Raw genomic sequence first — 24,627 nt, 5'->3', positions numbered from 1 at the left:
CAGAGGTGAGCAAGCCCGATGCCAGGCCGGGGGGCACTCAGCGGCGCAGCACGTCGACCTTGAGCACGCGCCGCTCGTCTTCACTCAGGTAGCAAGCGTAGGCCCGCTCGCCTGTGTAGGCGCCACGGCTGTTCTTGGTGTTGATGGTGAGGTGGTACTTGCGCGCCGCCACTGCCTTGCCCGCGTACTGGATGGCTTCGGCGCCTGCCTTGGTGACGTCCACGACGCGCGTGCTGGGCGAAGCATGTGCATCAACCGGGGTGCGTGGGGTCTACCCACGCCACGTTCTCCGGCGGCTCGGCCGGCTCGATGTCGAGGTTGACGGCCACCGCCTCTCCGTCGCTGCGCACCAGCACGCATTCGAGTGCTTCGGTGCGGCTGGCGTTGATCTCTTGGTGCGGCACGAAAGGCGGCACGTAGATGAAGTCGCCCGGCCCGGCCTCGGCGGTGAACTCAAGCCGCTCGCCCCAGCGCATGCGGGCTCGGCCCTTCACCACGTAGATCACGCTTTCGAGCGGCCCGTGGTGGTGGGCGCCGGTCTTGGCATTGGCGTGGATGTGTACCGTGCCAGCCCACAGCTTTTGTGCGCCGACGCGCGCGAAGTTGATCGCGGCCTTGCGGTCCATGCCGGGGGTTTGTGCGGTGTTGCCATCGAGCTTGTCGCCCGGCACCACCCGCACGCCATCGTGTTTCCAGTCTTGGCTCATGGGCCCATTCTGAGCCCAGCTCGCGGCTTACGCCAACAGCGGGCGGTTGAGCTCGGTGCGGTATTGCGTGCTGTCGGGGCCGGTCTCGGGGCCGGCGGCATAGCACTCCCACAGGTCGGCGGCCGGCGCGAGCTGCTCCTTCTCGATCCAACCCATGAACTCGCGCCAGGCCGCGTCCAGCCCCTCGTAGCCACCGTGGTAAACGGTGCGAGCCACCTTGGCGGCTCGCAGCTCGCCGGGCAGCACGCGGCCGGCAGCCTTGACCGGCGCGCTCACCGGCACGCAGATGTCGAAGTCGAAGGTCTGCGGGTCCATGCGGTGATGGTGGGTGAACCACGGACCGGTGAGGCTCACGCCCTGCTCGGCCACTGTGGCAAACAGCTCCTGGATGCCGGGGCCCATCACCTGCCGCATCTGACTGCGCGGCACGTTGAGGTGGATGAAGGCAATGCGTTGCGCCGGAGTCTGCGTGATGTGGGGTGCGTCGATCATGTGTTGCTCCTTGTGTGTGAAACCAGAAACGCCTCGAGCCGGTCGAAGCCCGCGGCCATGCCTTGCTCCATGCCCGTTTGCATGGCGCCGTTGCGTGCCTGCTCAGATGAATACAGCACGGTGGTGGTGGCGGTGGTCTGCCCACCCTGCTCGCTGAAGACCACGGTGCACAGCGTTTCGCCGCCGGTCCAGTCTTGGTCGAAGAGCTCGTTGCTCACCAGGCGCTCGGGCGCGGCAATTTCGCGGTACACGCCACGCAGGCCCATGTCAGTACCGGACTGATTGCGCCAGACGTAGCGGTAGCCGCCGCCAACGCGCAGGTCGATGTCGCCGACCACGAACGACCAACCATCGGGGCCACTCAGCCAGCGCCTCACCAGCTCGGGCTTCGTCCAGCAATCGAACACGAGCTTGCAGGGCGCGTCGAACGTGCGCGTGAGACGGATCTCGTTGTCGCTGGGCGTGGTGACTTTGAGTGTGTGCGCCATCATTTCTCCTTCAAGGTTTTCTTGCGGGCAGGTGCCTTCTTTTTGCCGGGCTGCAGCGCTTCCAGCAGGCTGTCGAGCCGCTGAAAATTGCCTTCCCACAGCGCGCGATAACGCTCCAGCCACTCAGTGGCCTGCGCGAGCGGCTGCGCTTCGAGCTTGCGCGGGCGGCGCTGCGCGTCTTGCCCGATCGAGACGAGGCCAGCGCGCTCCAGCACCTTGAGGTGTTTGGAGATGGCCGGCTGGCTCATGTCGAACGGCTCGGCCAGCTCACTCACCGACGCCTCGCCCGTGGCCAACCGCGCGAGGATGGCGCGGCGCGTGGGGTCGGCCAGCGCCGCGAAGGTGGCGTCGAGCTGCGCCGGGGACAGTTGTCCATAACCAAATGTTTGCATAACTGAAAGGTTATATTAAGAACTCACCAAGGTCAATCCGGTGCGCCGGCCTGCCGTTTAAAAACTTGTCGAAGAAGGGCTGCCTGACGTCAGCTGAGAACGAGGCATGTGGAGCCCTGCCCGGTCACGACGGCGCAAAGGGGCTGCGGCGCACCCGGCGAGCCGGGGTCGAAGTCGCGTAGCTGGCGGGGTCGAACCCTCGGCGCTGAGAGAGCAGCGCCTCGCCGTCGATGCGTTCGGCAAGTTGCTCGATGTCGGAGACTGTGACGCCGCACTCGCTGAAATGATTTCTCCAGGTGTCGACCACGTCGATGATGGCCCGAACCTGCATGGCCGCGGCCGCTCGCATGAGCCCAAACGCCTCGCACTGCGACATGGCATTGGCCAGAGTCGACTCGCGGCCCAGGTCGCCGCAGCTGAACTCCTGGTAACCCTGGCCAGAGTTGGTGGGCAGTACATCGAAGGCGGGTGACAGCCGGAATCGGCCGTTCTTGCGCGGGGCCACTACGAGCAACGCGTGATTTTTCTCGTGGTCGTCGGTGTTGTCCACGAGTATGTTGAACACCATGCGGCGAAAGAGCTCGGCGGAATCTGCAGCGTTTTCAGCTTGCGTGGCCACGCCTGCCCGGCGCAGCAGCTGCGCCAGGGCGGGGTAGCCGAAATCGGGTTCTTGGCCGGCCGCCGCCGCAGCGCGCAGCGCAGTGCCTGCGGAAATGCTGTGGATGCGATGCTCACCATCGCGGTCGAAGCGCCGCACGGCCACGGCGTTCTGGCCCAGCAAGGGCACGACCTGCGTTTCGGCCACGTCGATCCCGGCCCTGGCCGCGAGCGTCATGGTGGCGTGTTCGACCAGAGGCGCGTCGACGGGCTCCGCGTTGTAGAACTTGACCACCCATTGCGCGCTGCCGATTTCAATGAGCACCTTGGGCTTGGCACCCCCGAAGCTGCCTCCCGAAGAGAGAACCTTCCTCTCAATGTCGGTGATGGCGTCGGCGGCAGCTACCTTGGCCACGACGTCGCTGATTTCCTGAACCTGGCTCAGCCTCGGCAACGGGCTGCCCGACCGAGGCTCATACGCCAGCTCGGAAGTCGAGACGCCCAAGGCCCCGAACCGATCGTCACCGGCGTAGTAGAGGTACTCCATGAGGGACAGGCGTTTGGGTCGGTCGACGAACTGTATGACTCTCTCGCCCCAACGGTCGGGCCGCGCATCGTCAACGGCGCCGACCGCTACCGCAGCACCAGCGGCTTGACGGCCGCGTGGCATGTGCTCAATGTCGACCAGGGGAAGGTCTTCACTGAGCGCAAACCCACTGCGAACCCACTCAGGGGCGTAGCGCAGGGACACGCCCTTGCCGGCTTGAACCAAACGCAAGGTGGCCACCAGCGTGGGGCTCTGCGGCTCGCCCAGGTACCAGAGATAGAGCAAGTCGAACTTCACGAGAGTGACCCTTTTTCTGCTCGACGCAGTCGCGCCTCAGCCGAGGCCTGCGCGCGCTCCTTGCCGAGAGCCATTGCTGCACGCACATCGAGCTCAAGCGCGCCCTTGTCATGCTCGGGAGAAGCGAGATCGGCCAGGCGGCTGTCCATGCCCAGCAACCACAAGGCGCTGGCCACGATGCCAATGCCAACGCCGGGGTCCCCTGCCTCCAGGCGCATCAGCGTGGGTGCGGTGATGCCCATGCGCCCCGCCCAGGTCTTGAGCGACTCCCCGCGACGCAGGCGCGCCACCGCCAAGTCTGACCCGAGCTTTTCAAGAGCGGCGATGGTGGCAGGGGTCAACTGCGAAAGGGAGCGGGAAGTCTTCGGCATGTAAATAGATTTTAACGAAATTGCACTAATTGGTCAAATCTATGTATCAGTGAGGTCGAAGAAGCCTTGCTCGAACAGGGCGCCGCCCTAAGTCACCCTATCGGGTCAAGGGACGCCTAGTGAGGGACCGAAAACGGGTAACTCAAACCCAGACCGATATTCGTCGACCTGAACCTGTTTTCTTTCTATGTCTCACGCGGCCATCCGGGAGACGTGGCGGCGTTCGACCTGGCGACTGGGCGGCTGATGTGGCGCGTCCCGGTCGGCGGGTTCAGGTCCGACCAATCCAACCCTGGAAGCTGAGCCCCGACGAAAGTCGGCTCTACGCAGCTTTCTGAGCATCACGGCGTCGTCGAGTACGACCTGGCCACCGCCCGCATCGTTCGCCACCTCGATTTGCCCATCAAGGCCAGCGTGACATCGGCCGATTGGGACTTCGAGGCGTGGCAACCGGCCGGAGCGCAGGCGCGGTAGGCAGGAATTCGATTGCGGGCTCCTCCGGCTTGGAGCCGGTCGCACCTCTAACGCGCCGCGGCTTGCAGCGCCTCCATCGACATGATGTCGATGCGCCGGTAGCCGATGGCGATAGCACCCTCGCGCGCCAGCGCGGCGAGTTCGATCGACAGCGTCTGGCGCGAGATACCCAGCATCATCGCAAGCGCCTCCTGCGAGACCATGATGCTGGCGCGCGCATGCGGCAGCAATGTGGGGCCGCCCCGGGCTAGCAGGATCAGGCGGCTCGCGACACGCGCCCGCAAGCCCCGCAACGCGCCGTCTTCGATCATCCCGTACAACGCTCGTACGCGTGTTGCCAGCAACGCGGCGATCGCGTTGGCGAACACCGCGTCGCGCATCTGACGCTGAAAGGCCTCGGGCGACACCACCAGCACGGTCGACGCGCTGAGCGCCGTGGCGTCGTGCGTGCGCGACGCCCCATCGATCAGCGACACCTCGCCGAACCAGTTGCCCGGCTCCAGGATGCCCAGAATCGCCTCGCGACCGTCGCTGCGCAGCGACGACGTCTTGATCGCTCCGGCCGCCAATCCGTAGAACCCGCTGCCGGCTGCGCCGACCGGATCACCCTGCCGGAACAGCATCGCGCCGCGCCGCAGATGCACCTGCTCAGCCGCCGCGAGAAGCGCGTCGCGCTGGCCGCGCAGCATGGCTGAGAACCAGGGGTTGGCATCCATCACCGCGCGGTGCGATCTGCGCGCAGTCGGGGTCGTCGGCGTGCTCGTCATTGCCGGTGGGAGGGTGGGTTTGCAGGGGGAGCGAATTGTCGGATGGAAGACAGTGCGCGCTCCTCCGGATGCCTAGAGTAAGCCGCGCACGTGGAGCCTGCCCGCTCATCGCTCATCGCCCAACATTGAAGGACACACCATGAACGCCTGCAGCCCAACCGACATCCGCGGCCGAGTATCCGACGAAGAATGGCAAACCCGGGTCGACCTGGCGGCGGCCTATCGGCTCGTCGCCCTGCACGGCTGGAGCGACCTGGTGTTCACGCACATCAGCGCTCGCCTTCCGGGCCCGAAGCACCACTTCCTCATCAACCCGTACGGCCTCGCGTTCGATGAAGTCACGGCATCCAACCTCATCAAGATCGACCTGCAGTGCAACAAGCTGATCGATTCGCCGCACCCGGTGAATCCGGCCGGGTTCATCATCCACAGCGCCGTGCACGCGGCGCGCGACGACATCCAATGCGTGCTGCACACCCACACCAAGGCCGGCATTGCGGTCAGCGCCCAGAAGAGCGGTGTGCTGCCGATCAGCCAGCAATCGAGCTTCGTACTCGGCTCGCTGGCCTATCACGACTATGAAGGCGTCGCCTTCCGTCCCGACGAGAAGCCCCGCCTGCAGGCCGCCCTCGGTAATGCGACCTTCTTGATGCTGCGCAACCACGGCCTGCTCACCTGCGGCAGGACGGTCGCCGACGCCTTCCTGGCGATGTACACCTTCGAGGCCACTTGCCAGATCCAGATCGCGGCGCAGTCGGGTGGCGGCGAACTGACGCGCGTGCCGCAGCCGATCATCGACGGCGTGGCCGAAGGCGTGCGCATCCAGAGCGGTGGCATGGGCGGTGCCTTCGTGTGGCCTTCGCTGATCAGAAAGCTCGACCGGCTCGACGCGAGCTACAAGGAGTAGGGACCATGGAAACCACGATCGTCCTGAGCCAGATCGTTTTCGCCGCGCTGGCGCTGGTGATGTTCGGCCTCGGCATGTCGCTGAGCGTCGACGACTTCCGGCGCCTGTTCGCGTATCCCAAAGCCGTAGCGGTCGCGCTCGGCCTGCAAGTGATTGCACTGCCGCTCGCCTGCTACGCGATCATCGTGGTGTTCGGCTTGTCGCCGCTGTACGCCGTGGGCCTGATGCTGCTGGCGGCTTCGCCAGGCGGCATCTCCGCCAACCTCTTCTCGCACTTGTTCGGCGGCAATGTCGCGATGAACATCTCGCTCACGGCGGTCAACACGGTGCTGTCGATCGTGACCTTGCCGCTGATCGCCAACTGGGCGGTCGGCCACTTCGCGAACAGCGGCCAGCTGGTTCCGCTGCAGACTGGCAAAGTCGTCGAAGTGATCGCCCTCGTGTTAATCCCGGTGGCGCTCGGCATGCTCGTCGCCGCCCCGCGCGCCGCGCTTCTCCGCGCGCATGCAAAAGCCGGTGAAGATCTTTAGCGCGCTGGTGCTGGTCGGAGTGGTGATGCTGGCGATCGCCAAGCAGTGGAGTTCGCTCGCCTCGGCCTTCGCTCAGCTCGGCTTTCCGGTGCTGGCGTTCAACCTCGTCAGCCTCTTTGCCGGCTACTACGTCAGCCGCGGCGCGGGCCTCGACAAGCCGCTCGCCACTGCTATCAGCTATGAAATCGGAATCCACAACTCGACGCTTGCCATCTTCATCGCCGCGAGCATATTGGCCAGCTTCGAGGCCGCGCTGCCGGCAGTCATCTACTCGGTGCTCATGTACATCACCGCGCCGCTGTTCGGCTTCACGGTGTTGCGACGCAAAGCGGTACCGCCGACGGCGGCAGTGGCGCCGACGCGCGCCGTGTAGATCGGGGTCCCAAGGCTGAATTCGTCCGGCGCAGCGGAGCGGGCATCGCGAACGGCTGGCAGGACACAAAGCCCGCCGCACAAATCTGTCACAAGAGGAGGATTGAAAGAAAAACGCCCTAGAGGCACAAACCTCTAAGGCGTTGATCCATTTTTTGTTTTTTGGTGCGGCTGGCAGGATTCGAACCCACGACCCCTTGGTTCGTAGCCAAGTACTCTATCCAACTGAGCTACAGCCGCGAAGCCTCGGACTATAACACCAAGGAAGCCGGCTTCTACAACTGGGCCGCGGCCTTGTAGCAAGCGGCCACGCGCTCGGTGTCGGCCTGCTGCTCGGCCAAGCGGGCCAGCAGCAGCCACACACGTCGGCGCGACGCGGCGCCCAACTCTGGCGACGCCGATGCGCGCTCGAGCAGTGCGCGCGCCTTGCCCCACAGCTCGCATTCGGCCAATGCGCAGCCCACGGCATAGGCCACGGCAGGCTCACGCGGGTACATCTGTGCGGCCGCCTCAAGCCGGGCGAGCCAGTCTGGCGTGATGCCGGCAACGCAAGCCACCAACCCCTGCGCCAACGCCGCGCGCTCGTCTTCGGTGAGGTCGCCCAAGCGGTCCCAGAAGGGGCGCAACCAACTGCGCGCTTCGGCGATGGCACCTTGTGCTGCCAGGCTGGCCGCAGCGCGCGCGGCCACGAGTGGGTCGCGGCGGTCGGTGTTTTCCAGTGCGAACCAAACACGGCGCACCTGGTCTGCGTCACGCGCGCCGTCGAACGACTCGAACGCCAGAGAACGCAAGAGGCCCTGCGCCGCCACTTTAGAAAAAGCCTGGTGCTTGGCCAGCAAGCGCGCAGTCTTCAGGGCTTCATGCGGTTGCTTGGCCAAGCGGCTGGCCTGCAGCTTCAGGCGCAGCGCATGGGTGCGGCGCGCCACGCCGGGTGGCAAGGCAGACAGGAGCTCTAGCGCGCGCGAGGCATCGCGGTCATCGAGCGCCCATTCAGCGGCCAGCAGGCGCGCGCCTTCTTCGGCCGGCCGCGCGAGCGGGCTGCTGCTGCTCAGTTCGAGCGCACGCCCCAGCTGGTCATCTCGGCGGCTGCGGTCTTGCAGCTTGTGGGCACCCCCGGCAGCAAGCAAATGCCCGAGCACGGTGAACTCGTTGTCTTGCACCAGGTCAGGCGTCTCGGCCTGGATGAGCAGTGCGCGCTGCGCCGACTTCTGCGCACGGCTGTAGCGGCCGCCAAAGTACTGCGCCAGGGCGTCGCGCAACGCAGCCTGTGCGGTGCGGTCGCGTCGTGCCACACGCCACTCGTGCGCGCGGCGCGGCAAGCCGATGAGGCCATTCACCGCCTGGAAGATCGTGACCAGTGCGAAGCAGGTGCTGAGCAAGGCCAGCAAGAACAGGTTCATCGATACATCGAAGCGCCAGCCGCTCCAGTAGAGCGACACGAGCCCATCGTTGGGGCCGAAGGTGGTGGCCGCCACCACCGCCACCACGAACAACAGGATGAACCAGACGACTGCGCGCATGAAGGTGCGGTTAGCGCCCAGCCGTGGCCGCGGTAAGCGCAGCCAGCGTGTCATCAGGCCGCGGCAAGCCTACCTGGCGCGCACCGGCCGCCACCTGCTTGAGCAGGTCAACGGTCACGCCGGTGCGGCGCGAACTGCGGTCGAAGTAGCGATCGAGCGCCCCTTGCGCGCCTTGCAAATCGGTCTGCACCGTGTCGAACTGGCGGCTCAGCAAGGCCAGGCGCGCGTTGAGCAAGCGCAGCTTCAGGTTCTCGCGCAGGAAGAAGGCCTGCTCTGGCGCAAGCAGCATGGCATCGGGGCGGTCGATGCGGGTCACGCGCACCAAGCTGCGGGTCTCGCCCCACACGCGGTCAACCACATTGGCCCAGCCCTCCGACAAGGCAGCCGACCAGCCCTGGCCGTTGTCGGCGGCCGCGCCCGATGCACTGCGCGCCATCGGCTTCGGTGCCACTACAGCGGCCTTCGCGCTTTCCTTGCGGGCCTCCGGTTGCGAGAGCAGCGGCAGCTCATCAACCAGGCGTATGGCTTCATCGAGCTTGATCGACAAGGCCGAGATGTCGGGCACGCCCACCGCCTTGACGCGATCGACGTCGCGCGCGATGGCTCGGCGCACGCCCTCGAGGCGAGGCTGGCTGTAGCGCGCCAGACGCTCGTCGGCCTGCTTGAGCGCGGCCACCAGTGGCTCGGCACTGCCGGTGATGGTGGCCTGCTGCTGCGCCACACGCAGGCCGGCGTCAATGTCGACCAGCATGTTTTCGTCGCGCGAACGCGAGAGCGACTGGATCAGGTCTTCGAGCTGCGTGCGCTGGATGGCCACCTCGGCCAGCCGCGCTTCGAGCAATGACACCTTGGCGGCGCTCTCGCGTGCGGTCTCGTCGGCACGCTTGGCCAGCAAGCGCGCTTCGCCCGACTGGCTTTGGCTTTCTTGCTGACGGCGCACCAGCTCTTGCTCAAGCTTGCGCACGCGCTGCTCGGCAGACGAAGCCAGCACGAGGCTCGCCACCACCAGCAGCGTGAGCAGGCCCGCCAAGGCCCAAAGCCAGCGCGCACGCGAACGCGGCGCGACCGGCGACTCCACCATGGTCACGGCGGGCGGGTTGGCAGGGGCTTGGATGACATCGCTCACGATGCGAATGATTGTATGCACGCCACCACGGCTTCGAACGCAGGGCGGGCTTCGACCACGCGGCCTATGCCGAGAGCGCGCGCACGCTCAGCAATGCGCGGGTGGGTGGCAACGGCCAAAGCGCCACCCCAGCCAGCCTGCGGCGCCAGGGCCTGCAGGTGGTCGATGGCCTCGGAGCTGCTGAAGAACCACAGGTGCTGCCCGGGCTGTGCCAGCGCATCGCGCAGCAAGGCCTGTTGATCGGGCTCCCAGCGCGGCGCTGTGCGAACGTATGCGGCCACGAAGCTCAGCTCGGCACCGCGCTCGCGCAGCCTGTCGGCCAGCCAATCGCGCCCGCTGGTGCCGCGCACCACCAACACACGCTGGCCGGCCCACGCGCGGGCCGAGAGCTGCTGCCACAGGGCTTCGGAATCGAACTGCGGCGCGTCTGCGGCGGGCTCGGCGATGAAGGAAACACCGAGACTGCGCAGCACCTTGGTGGTGCCGGGGCCGGGTGATGCCGCCAGCACCGTGGTGGGCCAAGTCGCACCGGACGGCTTCGCAGCGAAAAAATGCTCCGCTGCATTGGGGCTCACGAAGACAACCATCGCCTGGCCAGGCAACCCTGCCCAGGCAGCGGCCACCGCCTGTGCGTCGTCCGCCGTCCCAATGTCGATCAAGGGCAGCGCTTCTGCTTGCAGCCCCACCGCGCGAAGCTGCTGCACCCACTCGTTGGCCTGGGCTGTGGGCCGCGTGACCAGCACACGCATCGGTCTACAGGGCCGCCAGATAGCCGGCCGCGCCCTGCTCGCGCAGTTGCGCGGCTGCAAGCTCGCCCAGTGCACGCGCTGCGCCTTCGTCGGCGATGGCGCCTTGCACCGTGGCGCGCAGCAGTGGGCGGGCGGTGTCTTGCCCATCCCCCAACGCAGTGGACAGGTAGAGCTGGTCACCCTGCCAGGTGGCGTGCGCCGCCAGCGGCATGCTGCAGCTGCCGCCGAGTGCGCGCGACACCGCGCGCTCGGCATGCACCGCCAGCCAGGTGGGGCGGTGGATCAGGTCGGCCAGCTGCACGCGCAAGGGTTGCGCATCGGCCAGCACCTCGATGCCCAGCGCGCCTTGCCCGGCCGCCGGGATCATTTGCTCGGGTGAAAACGCGCTGCGAATGCGGCTTTCCAGGCCCAGGCGCTTCAGGCCAGCCGCGGCCAACACGATGGCGTCGTAGTGGCCTTCGTCGAGCTTGCGCAAACGCGTGTCGAGGTTGCCGCGCAGGGGCTCTATGCGCAGGTCGGGCCGCAATGCGCGCAGCAGCACCACGCGGCGCAGGCTCGAAGTGCCCACACAAGCGCCCTGCGGCAGCTCGGCCAGCGAAGCGAACTTGTTGGACACCAGCGCATCGCGCGGGTCTTCGCGCTCGAGCACGGCGGCGAGCTCGAAGCCATCGGGCAGATCCATGGGCACGTCTTTGAGCGAGTGCACCGCCAGGTGCGCACGGCCCTCTTCGAGGGCGGTCTCAAGCTCCTTCACGAACAGGCCTTTGCCGCCCACCTTAGAGAGCGAGCGATCGAGAATCTGATCGCCCCGCGTCGTCATGCCAAGCAGGCCCACGTCCAGGCCCAGGCGCTCTTTCAACAAGGCACGCACATGCTCGGCTTGCCACAGGGCAAGGCGGCTTTCTCGGGTAGCAATCAGCAGTGCTGTGGGGGGCGAATGGGGCATCGGCCGATGCTATCAGGCACCTGTGCGGCGCCTGCCCGGGGCCAAGAAACCATTACCATCCGAACCTCGTAACCAAATTACGGCCCGCTCCCGCCCGCACCTACCGCCCCAAGGAAACCCATGCCGCGCGCTCAGCCCGACGATGCCAAGAACCAACCCCTCGTTGAAGACATCCGCCTGCTCGGGCGCATCCTCGGCGACGTGATTCGCGAGCAAGAAGGCAAGGCCGCCTTTGAGCTCATCGAGCGTGTGCGGCAGCTGTCGGTGGCCTATCGCTTGAAGCGTGACACCCAGGCCGGCCGATCGCTCGACCGCCTGCTGAAAAACCTGTCGGGCGACCAGACGGTGAGCGTGATCCGCGCCTTCAGCTACTTCTCGCACCTGGCCAACATTGCCGAAGACCGCCACCACGTGCGCCGCCGCGAGCACCACGAGCGCCAGGGCCACTTGCAAGAAGGCTCGCTCGCGATGAGCCTGGAGCGCCTGGCCAGTGCCGACATACGCGCCGCCGACATCGCCGCCACGCTGCAGCATGCCTACATCTCGCCGGTGCTCACCGCGCACCCGACCGAGGTGCAGCGCAAGAGCATTCTGGATGCCGAGCGCGCCATTGCCGAGCTCATTGGCCAGCGCGACGGCCTGCACACCGCGCGCGACATGGCCGAGAACGAAACCCTGCTGCGCGCCCGCGTGACCCAGCTGTGGCAAACGCGCATGCTGCGCTACACCAAGCTCACCGTGGCGGATGAGATCGAAAACGCGCTCAGCTACTACCAGAGCACCTTTCTGCGGCAGATCCCGCGCATGTACCGTGAGCTCGAAGACGCACTGCCAGGCCACCCCATCGCACCCTTCTTTCGCATGGGCAACTGGATAGGCGGTGACCGCGACGGCAACCCCAACGTGAGTGCTGCCACGCTGCAGATGGCGCTGCGACGCCAAAGCGAAACCGTGCTGCGTTTCTACCTGACCGAGGTGCATGAGCTGGGCGCCGAGCTTTCCATCTCGGCCATGCTTTCGCCCATCACACCCGCCATGCAGGCCCTGGCCAATGCCTCGCCCGACCACGGCGCGCACCGCGAAGACGAGCCCTATCGGCGCGCACTGATCGGCATGTATGCGCGGCTGGCCGCCACGCTGCTGCAGCTCACCGGCACCGAGGCGTTGCGCCATGCGGTGGCACCTCAATCGCCCTATGCCAAGAGCGAAGACTTCCTACGCGACCTGGGCGTGATTGAGCAGTCGCTGCAGAGCCACCACGCGCAAGCGCTGATCGCGCCGCGATTGCGCCCGCTGATGCGGGCTGTGCAGGTGTTTGGCTTTCATCTGGCCACGGTCGACCTGCGCCAGAGCTCCGACAAGCACGAAGCCGTGGTGGCCGAGCTGCTCGAAGTGGCCCGCATCGAGGCCAACTACAGCGCACTCGACGAGACCGCCCGGCGTGCCTTGCTGATGCGCCTGCTCAACGATGCCCGCCCTTTGCGCGTGCGCGCCGCCAGCTACTCAGAGCACACGCAAAGTGAGCTCGCCATCTTTGAGGCCGCCGTGCAGATGCTGCAGGCCTACGGCCGCGAGGCGCTGCGCCACTACATCATTTCGCACACCGAAGAGGTGAGCGACCTGCTCGAAGTGCTGCTGCTGCAAAAAGAAGTGGGGCTGATGCGCGGCACGCTCGATGCCAATGCGCAATGCGACCTGATCGTCTCGCCGCTGTTCGAGACCATAGGCGACCTGCGCAACGCCGGGCCCATCATGCAGGCCTACTACGCCCTGCCCGGCATCGCGGCCATGATCCAGCGCTCGCGTGTGGGCGAGTACGGTGAGCAAGACATCATGCTGGGCTACAGCGACAGCAACAAGGACGGCGGCTTCTTCACCAGCAACTGGGAGCTGTACCGCGCCGAGATCGCGCTCGTCGGTCTGTTCGATGGCCTGCGTGCACAGCACGGCATTACCTTGCGCCTGTTCCATGGCCGTGGCGGCACGGTAGGCCGTGGCGGCGGCCCGAGCTTCCAGGCCATCCTGGCGCAGCCGCCCGGCACGGTAAACGGGCAGATTCGCCTCACTGAGCAAGGCGAGGTGATCGCGTCGAAGTACGCCCACCCCGAGATCGGCCGGCGCAACCTCGAAACATTGGTTGCGGCCACGCTAGAGGCCACGCTGCTGCACCCGACCAAGAGCGCGCCCCAGAGTTTTCTCGATGCTGCCGATGCCCTCAGCACGGCCAGCATGGCGGCCTATCGCAAGCTGGTCTACGAGACCCCCGGCTTCACCGACTACTTCTTCGCCGCCACCCCCATACGCGAGATTGCCGAGCTCAACATCGGCTCGCGCCCGGCCTCGCGCAAGGCCACCCGCGCGATTGAAGACCTGCGCGCCATACCGTGGGGCTTCAGCTGGGGCCAGTGCCGCGTGGCACTGCCGGGCTGGTGCGGCTTCGGCTCGGCCATCGACAGCTACCTGGGTGGCGCGCCGAAAGAGCGCAAGGAGCGCCTCGCTCTGCTGCAGCGCATGCACAAGCAGTGGCCCTTCTTTCGCACCCTGCTGTCCAACCTCGACATGGTGCTCGCCAAGAGCGACCTGGGCATTGCCGCTCGCTACGTGGAGCTGGTGGAAGACAAGCGCCTGGGCAAGCGCATCTTCGGCGCCATACAGGCTGAGTGGCAGGCGACGAGCGATGCGCTGGGCCTCATCACCGGCGAAAAAAAGCGCCTCGCGTCCAACCCATCGCTGGCACGCTCGATCGAGCACCGATTCCCCTACCTCGACCCGCTCAACCATTTGCAGGTGGAGCTGATGCGCCGCTATCGCAAACAGAGCGCCGAGCAGCGCGAAGCCGACCCTGCCACCGAGCGCGTGCAGCGCGGCATTCACATCTCGATCAATGGCGTGGCGGCGGGCTTGCGCAACACCGGCTGAGCTTCATTCGCCCACGTAGAGCCAGGCCGAAGCGCCCACCCGCTGGGCGCTGATGGCGAACCCGAGCTGGTCGTGCTTGCCGCGCCAGCGGTAGACCCAGACCTCGGCGGCGCCGCCGTTTGCCGCGGTGTAGGCCTTGCATTCGGGCGACGGGCAGCGCAATCGCTCATCAGGCTCGCCCATCCATAGCAGCAACTGCGCCGCCGTGGCGGCCTGGGCCGAGGCGTGATTGGCCAGGCATTGCATGGCCTGGTGACGCTCGCCGTTCCAGCGGTCGACCGACGCCGTCCACGGGCCACCGTCGAAATGCCCGCGCACCGATCGCAGGGCAAGGTAGCTGCGCGACCAGTCGGCGGCGGTGCCTTCACAGGCCCAGGCACTGCTGCACGCGCTACTGCAAAAACAAGCCGCTGCCAATAGCCATGAAATTACGCGCTGCCGGTGCGGGCTCCCCGCTTTGCCGGGCACAAACGCAACAGAATCGCCCGACCTTCGGTGCGGGTTGATCACCCGCCGAGGGGTGCCGCAGCAGCCGGGCTTTTCAGGCTGACCACTTCGACCACAAGGGAGTGCTTTCATGAACTTCGTTCGCCCCTGGATTGCCGCCACCGCCGCATTGCTGATCGCATTGCCCGCGGGGCCGGCCCTGTCTGCCGATGACCCTGCCGCCGAGATGCGCTCGCTGCGGCAGCAGGAGAAACAGCGTACCAACATCTACAAGGCCTTCTTCCCCGACTTGGCCACGGCGCGCAAGGCGGCCATCACCTACCACGCCAACCTGCTCGAATCGCAATACGACGCCGGCTTTCTGGTGCTGGAGCTCGACGCGCTGGGCATCGCCACGCTGCGCAGCTATGGCTTTCGCATCGAGCAGGCGCCCGAGTTCATACAGCGCCGCGACGAGTTCCTGAACCAGATCCAGGCCGCCGCCGATGCCCGCCTGGGCACCACGGGGCCCGTCACCGGCGACACCACCACCGGCAGCACGGACGCCACGCGGCCGGTGGCACGCGGTGATGCGACGATTCAATCGATCTCGGGCTATGCCTGCTACGAAACGGTTGAAGAGACTTTCGCTGCCGCGCAGGCCTTCGCCACCAGCTTCCCCAACTTCGCGCAGTGGCTAGACGTGGGTGACTCCTGGCAGAAGACCCAGGGCCTGGGCGGGTATGACATTCGTGTGCTCAAGCTGACCAACAGCGCCGTCGGCGGCAGCAAGCCCAAGCTCTTCGTCAGCAGCGCCATCCATGCACGCGAATACACCACCGCGCCGCTGGTGCTTGAGTTCGCGCGCTGGCTGGTCAACGGCTACGGCAGCAACCCCGACGCCACCTGGATCATGGACCACCATGAAGTGCACCTGATGCTGCAATCCAACCCCGATGGCCGCAAGAAGGCCGAAGGAGGGCTCTCATGGCGCAAGAACACCAACACCAACTACTGCGGCGCCACCAGCAACAGCCGCGGCGCCGACCTCAACCGCAACTTCAGCTTCGGCTGGAACAGCACCGGCGGCCAGGGCTCCAGCGGCAACCAATGCGACGAAACCTACCGCGGCCCCACGGCCGGCTCTGAGCCCGAGACGCAGGCGATGCAGAGCTACGTGCGCAGCATCTTCCCCGACCGCCGCGGGCCCAACCAAGGCGATGCAGCACCAGCCGACACCTCTGGCATCCACCTCGACATCCACAGCTACAGCCAGCTCGTGCTGTGGCCCTGGGGCACCACCTCCACGCCCTCACCCAACGCCACGGCGTTGCAGACGATGGGGCGGCGCCTCGCCTACTTCAATGGCTACACGCCGCAGCAGTCGATCGGCCTGTACCCGACCGACGGCACCAGCGACGGCCCGAGTTACGGCGAGCTGGGCGTGGCCGCTTTCACCATCGAGCTCGGATCGAGCTTCTTCGAGAGCTGCACCACCTACAACAACACCACCAAGCCGAAGAACCTGCCGGCACTGATCTATGCCGCCAAGGTGGTGCGTGAGCCGTACCAGATCCCCGCAGGCGCCGACGTGACGGTGGTAACGCTCGGCAGCGATGCCAGTGGCGCAGGCGTGACCGCCGGCACAGCGGTGACGCTGAGCGGCTCGGCCACGCACACCCGCTTCAACCAGAGCAACGGCACGGAGACGGTGCGCAACGTCACCGCAGCCCAGGCCTACATCGACGTGCCGCCTTGGTCGGCGGGCGCCACACCCATTGCGCTCACGGCGAGCGACGGCAACTTCAACGCCACCACCGAGGGCCTGGCCGGCACGCTCAACACCAGCGGTTTGACGCTTGGCAAGCACCTGGTGTTCGTGCGCGCGCAGGCCGCGTCGGGCCAGTGGGGGCCGGTGACGGCGCAGTTCCTCAACATCGTCGCCAGCCCGCCGCTCGGCAACAACGAAGTGGAGCCGAATGACAGCCGCAGCGCGGCCAACGCCGTGCCCACGCCAGCCACCTGGAACGGCAACATGGGCGCATCAACCGACAACGACTACTTCGTCGTCAACCTGCCCGCCGGCCGCACGCTCACCGTCACCCTCACGCCCAACTCGAGCAGCGACTACGACCTGTACGTCTACAACGCCTCGGGCACGCAGCTGGGCAAGAGCGAGCGCGGCAGCGGCCTGGTCGACACGGTCACGCTGACCAACAGCACCACCGCCGCGGCACAGCGCTACGTGCGGGTGAAGTACTACAGCGGCGGCACGGGTGCGAGCAACGGGCGCTACACCTTGGGCCTGAGTTGGTGAAACCCGACGGGCAGTTTGCCGCTGCGGTGCGCTAGGGCGACGCTGAATAAGTCCCCGCGAGGCGGCGCGCCTCGGTTTGGGATGGACTGCAAGGCGTAAAGCGCAGCGATACCCGCAGGTATCGCGAGCATTTGCAACGCCGCAGGACGCCCAAAGCGAGGATGCGCCGTTCGCGAGGGACTTGTTCAGCGTTGCCTAGGGCTTGTGCCTGAGCAGTTGCGCCGCCACGGCAACTGCAATCACCTCAGGCGCCTTGCCCGCAATACCCGGCAAGCCGATGGGGCACACCACGCGGTCGAGCAGCGCGGCTGAGATGCCGCGCTCTTGAAAGCGGTGCAAAAACTTCTGCTTCTTCGTGCGCGAGCCAATCAGCCCGAGAAAGCCGAAATCACCGCGCCGCAACACCGCTTCGGTGATGCGCATGTCGAGGTCATGCTGATGCGTCAGCACCAGATAGAACGCGCCAACCGGTGCGTGCCTCACCTCGCCTTCAACGCCATCAACTGCCAGCTTGCGTATGTGCGGCGGCCACTCGCAATCGCCAAGCGTCGTCGGAAACTCGTCCTCTCGCTCATCAACCCAAACCACCTGCACGGGCAGTGTCGCCAGCACGCGCGCAATGGCGCGGCCCACATGGCCCGCGCCATAGAGTTGCAGATGAAACAGCACCGGCTCATCGGGCCAGGCCTCAACATGCCGAGCCGTGAGCGGCTCGAACTGCAAGGTGACAGCCCCGCCGCAGCACTGGCCCAGCGCTGGGCCCAACGGGAAGTGCTGCGAGTGCACGGCCTGGCCGCCACGGGCCAGCATGTCGCGTGCGTGCGCAAGGGCCTTCAACTCCAGATGCCCGCCGCCAATGGTGCCCGCCGCTCCTTGTGCAGACACCAGCATGCGCGTGCCGCGCTCACGCGGCACCGAGCCCTGCGCGTCGCTCACCTCGACCAGCACCGCCGCTACACCCGCCGCCTGCCAGTCGCACGCAACACGCTTCAAATCCACGAGATCAGCTCCCGCCTTGCACGGCGTTGATGGCGCGCAAGATCGCCTCGCTCGTGGCCGGCGCCGAGAGTGGCGGGTCGACCTTGTGGCCACCCACCGCCGAGACGGCATCGCGGATCGCAAAGAACACCGAAAACGGCAGCAGCAGCGGTGGCTCGCCCACGGCCTTGCTGCGGTGAATGGTGTCGGCCGGGTTGTCGCCCTCGAAGAGCTTCACGTTGAACACCGGCGGGCAGTCGTTGGCGGTCGGGATCTTGTAAGTGCTGGGCGCGTGCGTGCTGAGCCTGCCGGTCTCTGGGTGCCACACCAGCTCTTCCGTCGTGAGCCAGCCCATGCCTTGGATGAAAGCGCCTTCTACTTGGCCTATGTCAACGGCGGGGTTGAGCGAGCGGCCCACGTCGTGCAGCAGGTCGGCGCGCAAGAGCTTCCACTCGCCGGTGAGCGTGTCCACCACCACCTCGCTCACCGCCGCACCGTAGGCAAAGTAGAAGAAGGGCTTGCCCTGCAGCGTCTCGCGGTTCCAGTGCAGGCCGGGCGTGGCGTAGAAGCCGTCAGACCACAGCTGCACACGTGCCAGGTAAGCCTGGGTCACCAGCTCGCAAAAGGAAAGCTCGTGCTGCTTGCCACCCTTCTTGCCGCCCTTTTTGCCGATCAGCACCTGGTCGTTGGCGAAGTGCACATCGGCTGGCTGGCTGCCGTTCTGTGCCGCAGCAAAGGCCGCCAGGCGCTCGCGAATCTGCCGTGCCGCGTCTTGCGCTGCCTTGCCATTCAAGTCGCTGCCGGTTGACGCGGCCGTGGCCGAGGTGTTGACGACCTTGTGCGTGTCGGTGGCGGTCACGCGCACACGGTCAAACCCCACACCCAGCTCATGCGCCACCACCTGCGCCACTTTGGTGTTCAGGCCCTGGCCCATCTCGGTGCCACCATGGTTCACCAGGATGGAGCCGTCGCTGTACACATGCACCAGCGCGCCGGCCTGGTTGAAATGCGCCACGTTGAACGAGATGCCGAACTTCACCGGCGTGAAGGCGATGCCGCGCTTGAGCACCAGGCTCTGCGCATTGAACTGCGCAATGCCAGCGCGGCGCGCACGGTAATCGCTCGTCACTTCAAGCTGCGCGCTGAGCTCGTGAATGATGTTGTCTTCAACCGTCTGCCCATACGGTGTCGTGACGCCGTTGCCGGTGTTGGGCGACGAGTTTCCATCGGCCTTGCCGTAGTAGTTGGCGCAGCGCACATCGAGCGGGTCTTTGCCCAGCGTGCGCGCGATGGTGTCGAGAATGTTCTCGATGGCGATCGCACCCTGCGGCCCGCCGAAGCCGCGGAAGGCGGTGTTGCTTTGCGTGTTGGTTTTGCCCGAGTAGCCGTGCATGGCCACGTCGGGCAGCCAGTAGGCGTTGTCGAAGTGGCACAGCGCGCGCGTCATCACCGGCCCCGACAGGTCAGCCGAGTGGCCGGCGCGCGAGACCATGGTGATCTCGCTGCCCAGCACGCGGCCCGCGTCGTCGTAGCCCACGTCGTACTCGTACCAGAAGCAGTGGCGGCGGCCGGTGATCAAGAAATCATCGTCGCGGTCTAGCCGCAGCTTCACGGGCCGCTTGAGCTTGCGTGCCGCGATGGCGGCGATGCAGGCAAACGGGGCCGACTGCGATTCCTTGCCGCCGAAGCCACCGCCCATGCGCCGGCATTCCACCTGCACATGGTGGGCCTGCAGCTTGAGCGCGTGCGCCACCAGGTGCTGCATCTCGCTCGGGTGCTGGGTGGAGCAGTGCACCAGCAGCCCATCGTTTTCTTTCGGGATGGCGTAGCTGATCTGGCCTTCGAGGTAGAACTGCTCTTGCCCGCCCACATACAGCGTGCCCTGCAGCCGGTGCGGCGCAGCGGCCAGCGCGGCCTGGGCGTCGCCCCGCACCAGGTGCATGGGCGGCAGCACGTACTGGCCTTGCGCATGCGCTTCTTGCGGCGTCAGCACGGGCGGCAAGGCCTCGACGGTCAGCACGCTCTTGGCACGCGCCGCCGCGCGGCGAGCTGCATCTCGCGTGTGCGCCACCACCGCAAACACCGGTTGGCCCAGGTAGCGCAACTCGCCTTCGGCCAGGATGGGCTCGTCGTGAATGATGGAGCCGCAGTCGTTGGGGCCAGGGATGTCAGCCGCAGTGAGCACGCTCACCACTCCCGGCATCGCGCGCACGGCGTTTACATCGATGGCAATCAAGCGGCCATGCGCCACCGGCGACAAGCCGAGCGCGACGTGCAGCGTGCCCGCCAGCTCGGGCAGGTCGTCGATGTAAGTGGCCTCGCCAGCCACATGCAGATGGGCCGACTCGTGGGGCCGGCTGATGCCCACCCGTGCACCTTCGCGCAAGGCCTGCGCTTCGGGCGGCGGCTGCAAGAAAGATTCGAGCGGCTTGTTCATCGCACCGCCCCCACGTGCAGCATGCTGCTCCACACGCTGGTGGCCTGTGCCGGCAGCGCATCGTGCGTGCGTGTCTCCAGCCAGAAGCGCTGCAACAGGTTTTGCGCTACCTGCAGGCGATAAGCCGCACTGGCCCGCATGTCAGACAAGGGCTTGAAATCTTGTGCCAGCGCGGCCTGGGCCAGCTTCACGTTTTCTTGCGTCCAGGCCTTGCCGCTGAGCGCCGCCTCGGCACCCGCAGCTCGCTTTACCGTAGCCGCCATGCCGCCGAAGGCCAGGCGCACCTGACGCACAGCATTGCCATCGAGATCGATGGCGAAGCCGGCGCACAGCGCAGAGATATCGCAGTCGAAACGCTTGCTGATCTTGTAGGCCCGCACCTGCCGCGCCATGGCCGCGAGCGGCAACGCCATCGCCTGCACAAACTCGCCGGGCTGCAGCTGGTTCTTCATGTAGTCGACATAGAACTCGGTCAGTGGCATGCGGCGAACCCGCGCGCCCTTGCGCAACACGACAAGCGCGTCGAGCGCCATCAACACCGGCGCCGAATCGCCTATGGGCGAGCCGTTGGCGATGTTGCCGCCCATGGTGCCGGCGTTGCGTATGGGGGGCGAAGCAAAGCGCAGCCACACGTCGGTGAGCGTGGGCACACGCTGAGCCAGCGCGCGCCATGCAGCTTCGAGCGTGGCGCCAGCGCCGATCAGCAATTCGCCGCCGCGCTCTTCAATGCGCCGCAACTCGGCCACTTCGCCCAGGTAGACGATGTCGCCCAGCTGCTTGAATTGCTTGTTGACCCACAGGCCCACATCAGTAGCGCCGGCCAGCAGCTGCGCCTGCGGGTGCTGCTCGCGCAGTGCCGCCAACGCATCGAGCGACCTCGGCGCATGAAAGTGGTCGACCCGCTGCGGCCCCTCGACTTGGCAGTTGAAAGCCGCGTACTGAAACCCGCCCTCACGCTGTAGGCCTTGCAGTGCGGCCACCACCCGCGCCGTGTCCAGCGGCGCAGGCGGCAGCTCGAACATGCGCTCTGCGGCGTCAAGAATGGGCCGGTAGCCGGTGCAGCGGCACAGGTTGCCCGAAAGCTCATCGGCCAACGCTTGCCGGCTGGGCCTCGTGCCACCGGCCATCTGATGCTCATACGCCGACCAGAGCGACATCACGAAGCCCGGCGTGCAAAAGCCGCACTGCGAGCCATGGCACTCGACCATGGCCAGCTGCACAGGGTGCAGTCGGTCATCGGTCTTCAAGTCTTCAACGGTGAACAGGGCCTTGCCCTCGAGCGTGGGAAGGAACTGAATGCAGGCGTTGACCGTCTTAAGGCTCAGCCCTCGCACCGCGGCAGCGTCGCCTTCGGGTGCGAGCTCGCCAATCACCACGGTGCAGGCGCCACAGTCGCCCTCGTTGCAGCCTTCTTTCGTGCCGGTGCAACGGGCGTCTTCGCGCAGCCAGTCGAGCACCGAGCGCGTGGGGTGCGCGCCATTCACCTCGACGACGGCGCCGCGGTGGTAAAAGCGTATCGGTTGCGGATTCATGCGAGAAAGCTTATGTCACAGCCCGGGGTTTGTCACAGGATTGACTTAGCACGCAGCGTGCCGCAGGTACGCGCCTTGCACGTCTGACCCCATGACCCAACCCCAACGCCTGGCCCTGCGTGGCGACCTGCTCGACTTCACCGGCGCGCCCGAATGGGGCGCCACCGAGTCGCCCTTGGTGCGCTACCGACCCGACCACTGGCTGCTGATCGACAGCGGGCGCATCGTCGGTGCCCAGCCCGGCACGCAAACCCCCGACGCCCGCTGGGCGCAGCACGACCACAGCGGCAAGCTCATCCTGCCCGGCTTCATCGACACCCACGTGCACAGCCCGCAGCTTGACGTGATCGCGAGTTATGGCACCGAGCTGCTCGACTGGCTCAACACCCACACCTTCCCCGCCGAGCTGCGCTATGCCGATGTGGGCGAAGCCGTGGCCGGTGCGGCGCGCTTTCTTGACGCCCTTCTGGCCCACGGCACCACCAGCGCCGTGGTCTTTGCAACCGTTCACAAGGTCAGCGCCGACGCCCTCTTCGCTGCGGCCAAGGCGCGCGGCATGCGGCTCATCACCGGCAAGGTGCTGATGGATCGCAACGCCCCCGAAGGCCTGCGCGACGACGTGACCCAAGCCGAGCGCGACTGCACCGAGCTGATCCAGCGCTGGCACGGCACCGACCGCCTGGCCTATGCCGTGACCGTGCGCTTTGCGCCCACCAGCACAGCCGAGCAGCTGGCCATGGCGGGCGCACTCGTGCAAACGCATGCCGGCGTCTACATGCAGACCCACGTGGCCGAGAACCGCGCCGAAGTGGCCTGGGTGCGCGAGCTCTTCCCCGAAGCGCGCAGTTACCTCGACGTTTACGCCCGCGCCGGGCTGCTCAACAAGCGCAGCGTGCTGGCCCACGGCATCTGGCTCGACGACGCCGACCGCGCCGCGCTGCGCGACAGCGGCGCGCAGATCGCGCACAGCCCGTCATCCAACCTTTTCCTCGGCAGCGGCCTGTTCGACTGGCGCGCCGCCGAAGCCGCGGGCGCAGCCGTGAGCGTGGCCACCGACGTGGGCGGCGGCACCAGCCTGTGCCAGCTGAAGAGCCTGGCCGACGCCTACAAAGTGCAGGCCATGGCAGGCGAGCGCCTCACCGCCTGGAAGGGTCTGCATGCCATCACGCTGGGGGCCGCTGTCGCGCTGGGGTTGGAAGACGAGCTTGGTTCGCTAGAGGCAGGCTGCATGGCTGACCTGTGCGTGTGGGACTGGGCGGTGGGCCCTGTGGCCGGGCGCCGCCTGGCCGTCGCGCGAGACCTGCATGAAAGGGTCTTCGCGTGGATGACGCTGGGCGACGAACGCAACCTGGCCGCCACCTATGTAGCAGGGCGCCGGGTGCAGCCCTGAGCATGGTTCTTGCACTCCCTTTGCACCCTCGTTTTCCCTGAAAAGACGCTCCCATGATCCTCAGCAAACGCCTCACCTCAGCAGCCTTTGCCGGCGCTGTTTTTACCGCGCTCGCCGCGCCCTTGGCGCAGGCCCAGGAAACGCCGGTCAAGTTCCAGCTCGACTGGCGCTTCGAGGGACCGGCCGCGCTCTTCCTCGTGCCCGAAGCCAAGGGCTACTACAAGGCCGAAAAGCTCAAGGTCACCGTTGATGCCGGCAACGGCTCGGGCGGCACGGTCACACGCGTGGCCTCTGGCACCTACGACATGGGCTTCGCCGACCTGGCCGCGTTGATGGAGTTCCATGCCAACAACCCGACGGCACCCAACAAGCCGGTGGCGGTGATGATGGTCTACAACAACACGCCGGCTGCGGTGCTCGCGTTGAAGAAAAGCGGCATCAAGACACCCGCCGATCTCAACGGCAAGAAGCTGGGCGCGCCGGTGTTCGATGCCGGCCGCAAGGCCTGGCCCATCTTTGCCAAGGCCAACAACATCGTGGGCGTGACCTGGACGGCAATGGACCCACCACTGCGCGAAACCATGCTGGTGCGCGGAGACATCGACGCCATCACCGGCTTCTCTTTCACCTCGCTGCTCAACCTCGAAGCGCGCGGCGTGAAAGCCGAAGACGTGGTGATCCTCCCCTACCCCAGCTACGGCGTAAAGCTGTATGGCAACGCCATCATCGTGGGCGAAGAGTTCTTGAAGAAGAACCCCGAAGCGGTGAAGGCGTTCTTGCGCGCGTTCAGCAAAGGCATGAAAGACGTGATTGCCGACCCGGTGGCCGCCATTGCCACGGTGAAGGCGCGCGACGGCATCATCAACGAGGTACTCGAAGTGCGCCGCTTGAAGCTGGCGCTGGATGCAACGGTGTTGACAGCCGATGCCAAGGCCGAAGGGTTTGGCGAAACAAAGAGCGCGCGGCTGGCGTTGATGGCGTCGCAGGTGTCGGATGCGTTTGCGACCAAAGAGCGGGTGAGTGCCACGGCGGTGTGGAATGGGGGGTTCTTGCCTTCGGCGGTTGAGCGGGACATCTTCAAGGCCGCGAAAAGGTAGCGTCCGCGGGTGGTGGTGAGGCCACCAACCGCTCAGCCACCACCGACCGCTTAGCCTGACCCCCACCCGCTCGGCCTGAGGTATCGAAGGCCCGCTCGGTTTTGCCTGGGTCTTGCTCACTGCGTGAGGCCGCGCCGGGATGTCGCCCCGGCAGGCGACCTACTTTGGTATCTGCATAACTTTGCTTTGCAAAGTGAGCAGATCCCCGCTTCGCGAACTTGTGTCGACAAGAAAGGAAGCAAAGAAGCG

The 24,627-nt window shown here is 66.3% G+C and carries 23 protein-coding genes and 1 tRNA gene; 7 read left to right on the top strand and 17 right to left on the bottom strand.

Annotated elements, in window-relative coordinates; all coding sequences use genetic code 11:
* Positions 1–37: 37 nt before the first annotated feature.
* The 8 genes from AC30QB_RS05180 to AC30QB_RS05145 form a co-directional block, all read right to left on the bottom strand.
* Positions 38–223 (bottom strand): hypothetical protein, encoded by a 186-nt coding sequence (locus tag AC30QB_RS05180; protein ID WP_489545123.1) that lies wholly within the window; start codon positions 221–223, stop codon positions 38–40.
* A gap of 28 nt (positions 224–251) precedes the next feature.
* Positions 252–707 (bottom strand): cupin domain-containing protein, encoded by a 456-nt coding sequence (locus AC30QB_RS05175; protein WP_489545122.1) that lies wholly within the window; start codon positions 705–707, stop codon positions 252–254.
* A gap of 27 nt (positions 708–734) precedes the next feature.
* On the bottom strand, positions 735–1,199 hold the full coding sequence (locus tag AC30QB_RS05170; protein ID WP_489545121.1) for a GyrI-like domain-containing protein: 465 nt from the start codon (positions 1,197–1,199) through the stop codon (positions 735–737).
* A complete protein-coding gene (locus AC30QB_RS05165; protein WP_489545120.1) occupies positions 1,196–1,687 on the bottom strand; it encodes an SRPBCC family protein in 492 nt (163 codons plus the stop codon). The genes AC30QB_RS05170 and AC30QB_RS05165 overlap by 4 nt, the downstream gene beginning before the upstream one ends.
* The gene (locus AC30QB_RS05160) at positions 1,687–2,079 is read right to left on the bottom strand and encodes an ArsR/SmtB family transcription factor (protein WP_489545119.1); all 393 of its coding nucleotides are present in this window, start codon (positions 2,077–2,079) and stop codon (positions 1,687–1,689) included. Before AC30QB_RS05160 ends, AC30QB_RS05165 begins: the two co-directional genes overlap by 1 nt.
* Before the next feature lie 124 nt (positions 2,080–2,203).
* On the bottom strand, positions 2,204–3,520 hold the full coding sequence (locus AC30QB_RS05155) for a type II toxin-antitoxin system HipA family toxin (RefSeq protein ID WP_489545118.1): 1,317 nt from the start codon (positions 3,518–3,520) through the stop codon (positions 2,204–2,206).
* Positions 3,517–3,891 (bottom strand): XRE family transcriptional regulator, encoded by a 375-nt coding sequence (locus AC30QB_RS05150; RefSeq protein ID WP_489545117.1) that lies wholly within the window; start codon positions 3,889–3,891, stop codon positions 3,517–3,519. Before AC30QB_RS05150 ends, AC30QB_RS05155 begins: the two co-directional genes overlap by 4 nt.
* A 521-nt stretch (positions 3,892–4,412) precedes the next feature.
* Positions 4,413–5,081 (bottom strand): Crp/Fnr family transcriptional regulator, encoded by a 669-nt coding sequence (locus AC30QB_RS05145; protein WP_489545116.1) that lies wholly within the window; start codon positions 5,079–5,081, stop codon positions 4,413–4,415.
* Between the two features lie 190 nt (positions 5,082–5,271).
* Here AC30QB_RS05145 and AC30QB_RS05140 point away from each other — a divergent pair, with 190 nt between their 5' ends.
* The 3 genes from AC30QB_RS05140 to AC30QB_RS05130 are packed head-to-tail and all read left to right on the top strand — an operon-like array spanning position 5,272 to position 6,942.
* Positions 5,272–6,039 (top strand): class II aldolase/adducin family protein, encoded by a 768-nt coding sequence (locus AC30QB_RS05140; RefSeq protein WP_489545115.1) that lies wholly within the window; start codon positions 5,272–5,274, stop codon positions 6,037–6,039.
* A gap of 5 nt (positions 6,040–6,044) precedes the next feature.
* Positions 6,045–6,569 carry a bile acid:sodium symporter family protein gene (locus tag AC30QB_RS05135; protein ID WP_489545114.1) on the top strand — a complete coding sequence of 175 codons (525 nt, stop codon included), beginning with the start codon at positions 6,045–6,047 and terminating at the stop codon, positions 6,567–6,569.
* Entirely contained in the window at positions 6,556–6,942 is a 387-nt protein-coding gene (locus tag AC30QB_RS05130; protein ID WP_489545113.1) for a hypothetical protein, read from the top strand. The genes AC30QB_RS05135 and AC30QB_RS05130 overlap by 14 nt, the downstream gene beginning before the upstream one ends.
* 162 nt (positions 6,943–7,104) lie before the next feature.
* Here the strand turns inward: AC30QB_RS05130 and AC30QB_RS05125 are convergent.
* From AC30QB_RS05125 to hemC, 5 genes are all read right to left on the bottom strand, one after another.
* Positions 7,105–7,181 (bottom strand) — tRNA-Arg (locus AC30QB_RS05125).
* A gap of 35 nt (positions 7,182–7,216) precedes the next feature.
* Entirely contained in the window at positions 7,217–8,461 is a 1,245-nt protein-coding gene (locus AC30QB_RS05120) for a heme biosynthesis HemY N-terminal domain-containing protein (protein WP_489545112.1), read from the bottom strand.
* Positions 8,462–8,471: 10 nt separating this feature from the next.
* Positions 8,472–9,608 carry a uroporphyrinogen-III C-methyltransferase gene (locus AC30QB_RS05115; protein WP_489545111.1) on the bottom strand — a complete coding sequence of 379 codons (1,137 nt, stop codon included), beginning with the start codon at positions 9,606–9,608 and terminating at the stop codon, positions 8,472–8,474.
* Positions 9,584–10,336: a uroporphyrinogen-III synthase gene (locus AC30QB_RS05110; protein WP_489545110.1), complete on the bottom strand. Its 753-nt coding sequence runs from the start codon at positions 10,334–10,336 to the stop codon at positions 9,584–9,586. The genes AC30QB_RS05115 and AC30QB_RS05110 overlap by 25 nt, the downstream gene beginning before the upstream one ends.
* A 4-nt stretch (positions 10,337–10,340) precedes the next feature.
* Positions 10,341–11,282 (bottom strand): hydroxymethylbilane synthase, encoded by a 942-nt coding sequence (gene hemC, locus AC30QB_RS05105; protein WP_489545109.1) that lies wholly within the window; start codon positions 11,280–11,282, stop codon positions 10,341–10,343.
* 120 nt (positions 11,283–11,402) lie between these two features.
* Between hemC and ppc the strand changes: the two genes are divergently transcribed.
* Complete coding sequence (ppc, locus tag AC30QB_RS05100; RefSeq protein ID WP_489545108.1) at positions 11,403–14,201, top strand: phosphoenolpyruvate carboxylase; 2,799 nt, start codon at positions 11,403–11,405, stop codon at positions 14,199–14,201.
* 3 nt (positions 14,202–14,204) lie between these two features.
* On the opposite strand, the gene AC30QB_RS05095 is transcribed toward ppc, so the two are convergent.
* The gene (locus AC30QB_RS05095) at positions 14,205–14,519 is read right to left on the bottom strand and encodes a hypothetical protein (protein WP_489545107.1); all 315 of its coding nucleotides are present in this window, start codon (positions 14,517–14,519) and stop codon (positions 14,205–14,207) included.
* Positions 14,520–14,778: 259 nt separating this feature from the next.
* Between AC30QB_RS05095 and AC30QB_RS05090 the strand changes: the two genes are divergently transcribed.
* Positions 14,779–16,944: a M14 family zinc carboxypeptidase gene (locus AC30QB_RS05090; RefSeq protein WP_489545106.1), complete on the top strand. Its 2,166-nt coding sequence runs from the start codon at positions 14,779–14,781 to the stop codon at positions 16,942–16,944.
* A 195-nt stretch (positions 16,945–17,139) separates the two neighbouring features.
* On the opposite strand, the gene xdhC is transcribed toward AC30QB_RS05090, so the two are convergent.
* Genes xdhC through xdhA form a run of 3 tightly spaced genes read right to left on the bottom strand, consistent with a single transcriptional unit; the run spans position 17,140 to position 21,891 of the window.
* On the bottom strand, positions 17,140–17,943 hold the full coding sequence (gene xdhC, locus AC30QB_RS05085; RefSeq protein WP_489545105.1) for a xanthine dehydrogenase accessory protein XdhC: 804 nt from the start codon (positions 17,941–17,943) through the stop codon (positions 17,140–17,142).
* Between the two features lie 4 nt (positions 17,944–17,947).
* A complete protein-coding gene (xdhB, locus tag AC30QB_RS05080) occupies positions 17,948–20,359 on the bottom strand; it encodes a xanthine dehydrogenase molybdopterin binding subunit (protein ID WP_489545104.1) in 2,412 nt (803 codons plus the stop codon).
* Positions 20,356–21,891: a xanthine dehydrogenase small subunit gene (xdhA, locus tag AC30QB_RS05075; RefSeq protein ID WP_489545103.1), complete on the bottom strand. Its 1,536-nt coding sequence runs from the start codon at positions 21,889–21,891 to the stop codon at positions 20,356–20,358. Before xdhA ends, xdhB begins: the two co-directional genes overlap by 4 nt.
* 91 nt (positions 21,892–21,982) lie before the next feature.
* Here xdhA and guaD point away from each other — a divergent pair, with 91 nt between their 5' ends.
* A complete protein-coding gene (guaD, locus tag AC30QB_RS05070; RefSeq protein WP_489545102.1) occupies positions 21,983–23,281 on the top strand; it encodes a guanine deaminase in 1,299 nt (432 codons plus the stop codon).
* 53 nt (positions 23,282–23,334) lie between these two features.
* Positions 23,335–24,378 (top strand): ABC transporter substrate-binding protein, encoded by a 1,044-nt coding sequence (locus tag AC30QB_RS05065; RefSeq protein ID WP_489545101.1) that lies wholly within the window; start codon positions 23,335–23,337, stop codon positions 24,376–24,378.
* Positions 24,379–24,627: the final 249 nt, after the last annotated feature.

It is taken from the genome of Rhizobacter sp., assembly GCF_046595475.1.
GTDB lineage: Bacteria > Pseudomonadota > Gammaproteobacteria > Burkholderiales > Burkholderiaceae_C > Rhizobacter.
Note: the sequence above shows the minus strand (reverse complement) of the source record. Positions and strands in the feature narration are given on the sequence as shown.

What these genes read in the sequence shown, in the direction of transcription:
- AC30QB_RS05110 (WP_489545110.1), bottom strand. Translation starts at nt 10,336, where the DNA reads ATGCGTGTGCTGGTCACGCGGCCCACAGCCCAGGCCAACGAGTGGGTG.
- AC30QB_RS05160 (WP_489545119.1), bottom strand. Translation starts at nt 2,079, where the DNA reads ATGCAAACATTTGGTTATGGACAACTGTCCCCGGCGCAGCTCGACGCC.
- guaD (WP_489545102.1), top strand. Translation starts at nt 21,983, where the DNA reads ATGACCCAACCCCAACGCCTGGCCCTGCGTGGCGACCTGCTCGACTTC.
- AC30QB_RS05135 (WP_489545114.1), top strand. Translation starts at nt 6,045, where the DNA reads ATGGAAACCACGATCGTCCTGAGCCAGATCGTTTTCGCCGCGCTGGCG.
- AC30QB_RS05120 (WP_489545112.1), bottom strand. Translation starts at nt 8,461, where the DNA reads ATGCGCGCAGTCGTCTGGTTCATCCTGTTGTTCGTGGTGGCGGTGGTG.
- hemC (WP_489545109.1), bottom strand. Translation starts at nt 11,282, where the DNA reads ATGCCCCATTCGCCCCCCACAGCACTGCTGATTGCTACCCGAGAAAGC.
- xdhA (WP_489545103.1), bottom strand. Translation starts at nt 21,891, where the DNA reads ATGAATCCGCAACCGATACGCTTTTACCACCGCGGCGCCGTCGTCGAG.
- AC30QB_RS05090 (WP_489545106.1), top strand. Translation starts at nt 14,779, where the DNA reads ATGAACTTCGTTCGCCCCTGGATTGCCGCCACCGCCGCATTGCTGATC.
- xdhB (WP_489545104.1), bottom strand. Translation starts at nt 20,359, where the DNA reads ATGAACAAGCCGCTCGAATCTTTCTTGCAGCCGCCGCCCGAAGCGCAG.
- AC30QB_RS05170 (WP_489545121.1), bottom strand. Translation starts at nt 1,199, where the DNA reads ATGATCGACGCACCCCACATCACGCAGACTCCGGCGCAACGCATTGCC.
- AC30QB_RS05165 (WP_489545120.1), bottom strand. Translation starts at nt 1,687, where the DNA reads ATGGCGCACACACTCAAAGTCACCACGCCCAGCGACAACGAGATCCGT.
- AC30QB_RS05145 (WP_489545116.1), bottom strand. Translation starts at nt 5,081, where the DNA reads ATGGATGCCAACCCCTGGTTCTCAGCCATGCTGCGCGGCCAGCGCGAC.
- AC30QB_RS05140 (WP_489545115.1), top strand. Translation starts at nt 5,272, where the DNA reads ATGAACGCCTGCAGCCCAACCGACATCCGCGGCCGAGTATCCGACGAA.
- ppc (WP_489545108.1), top strand. Translation starts at nt 11,403, where the DNA reads ATGCCGCGCGCTCAGCCCGACGATGCCAAGAACCAACCCCTCGTTGAA.
- AC30QB_RS05065 (WP_489545101.1), top strand. Translation starts at nt 23,335, where the DNA reads ATGATCCTCAGCAAACGCCTCACCTCAGCAGCCTTTGCCGGCGCTGTT.
- AC30QB_RS05175 (WP_489545122.1), bottom strand. Translation starts at nt 707, where the DNA reads ATGAGCCAAGACTGGAAACACGATGGCGTGCGGGTGGTGCCGGGCGAC.
- AC30QB_RS05150 (WP_489545117.1), bottom strand. Translation starts at nt 3,891, where the DNA reads ATGCCGAAGACTTCCCGCTCCCTTTCGCAGTTGACCCCTGCCACCATC.